The organism is Methylopila musalis, from assembly GCF_042679725.1.
GTDB classification, from domain to species: Bacteria; Pseudomonadota; Alphaproteobacteria; order Rhizobiales; family Methylopilaceae; genus Methylopila; species Methylopila musalis.
On the sequence record NZ_JBHTMX010000375.1, the window covers coordinates 1 to 1093 of the forward strand.

The following is a 1093-nucleotide window of genomic DNA, read 5'->3' on the forward strand; positions in this document are numbered from 1 at the left end:
CGCGACCAGGCGGCCGCCCGCGGCTTGCCGCGCCGTCCGGTGCTGCTGAAGATCGCGCCCGACCTCGACCTCGCCGGCCTCGACGACGTGGCGGCGGTGGCGGAGGCGCGCGGTCTCGACGGGCTGGTGGTGTCGAACACCACGCTGGCGCGGCCGCCCCATCTGAAGGGCGCCGCCGCCTCCGAAAGCGGCGGGCTGTCCGGCGCGCCGCTCTACCGCCGCGCCACCTGGATGCTGGCGGAGACGCGGCTTCGGGTCGGCGACCGGCTGCCGCTCGTCGGCGTGGGCGGCATCGCCTCGGGCGAGGACGCAGTCGGCAAGGTCCGCGCCGGCGCGACGCTGGTGGAGCTTTACAGCGCGCTCGCCTTCGAGGGCCCGTGCCTGCTCGGGCGCATCCTGGCGGCGCTGGCGGAGGCGGCGGCGGCCGAAGGCGGCTCGCTTGCGCCGCTGATCGGGCGCGACGCGGCGGCGGTGGCGGCCGAGGGCCCCGGCGCCTAAACGTTGCGAGGGCCGTTCAGTCCCGGCCGCTCTTCAGCACCTTGGCGCGCTCCTCCGCCGGCACGCCGGGCATGGCCTCGGCGATCGCGCCGTGGATCACGCTCTGGAACGCGTCGGCCTTGGCGCGCGCGGCGCGAAACGCCTCGGCCACATCGGCGGCGTTGACCGGCTCGGCGGCCATGGCGGCGCGCGACGCCTGACGGGCGCCCTGCATCTCGGCGAGCGCGGCGCCGAGCTCGGTGCGGCGGTTCTCCAGCCGGTCGCGGATGGCGGCGCCCACCGCCTCCGGGTAACGGCCCGCGACGAAGGCGATGGCGCCGTCGACGGTGCGGCCGGGCTTGGGCGGCCGCTCATGGCCCATCAGGAAGCCCGCGCCGACCAGATTGATCGTCACCGACACGGCGAGCGCGGCGTAGAGCCAGCGGGAACGCGCGGCCATCACAGCCCTCCGTCGATCAGCGACACCTCGAAGGCGGCGCTGAAGTCGGGCGTTGCGGCGTCCACCGGACCGATCACCGCGCCGAGCCACAGGCCCGCCGCCACCGCCGCCGCGCCGAAGCCGGCGCCCGCGAGGCCGAAGCGGCCGGGGCTGTCG

1 protein-coding gene and 1 pseudogene are annotated in these 1093 nt (G+C 77.0%); one reads left to right on the forward strand and one right to left on the reverse strand.

Features of this window, described 5'->3' with window-relative positions; all coding sequences use genetic code 11:
• Nucleotides 1-498: pseudogene (locus tag ACFQ4O_RS17760) on the forward strand (quinone-dependent dihydroorotate dehydrogenase); the annotation flags it as partial.
• Between the two features lie 16 nt (nucleotides 499-514).
• On the opposite strand, the gene ACFQ4O_RS17765 reads toward ACFQ4O_RS17760, so the two are convergent.
• On the reverse strand, nucleotides 515-937 hold the full coding sequence (locus tag ACFQ4O_RS17765) for a periplasmic heavy metal sensor (RefSeq protein ID WP_378777736.1): 423 nt from the start codon (nucleotides 935-937) through the stop codon (nucleotides 515-517).
• Between the last annotated feature and the right edge of the window lie 156 nt (nucleotides 938-1093).

Coding starts and splice junctions, on each gene's coding strand:
- ACFQ4O_RS17765 (WP_378777736.1), bottom strand. CDS start 937: ATGGCCGCGCGTTCCCGCTGGCTCTACGCCGCGCTCGCCGTGTCGGTG.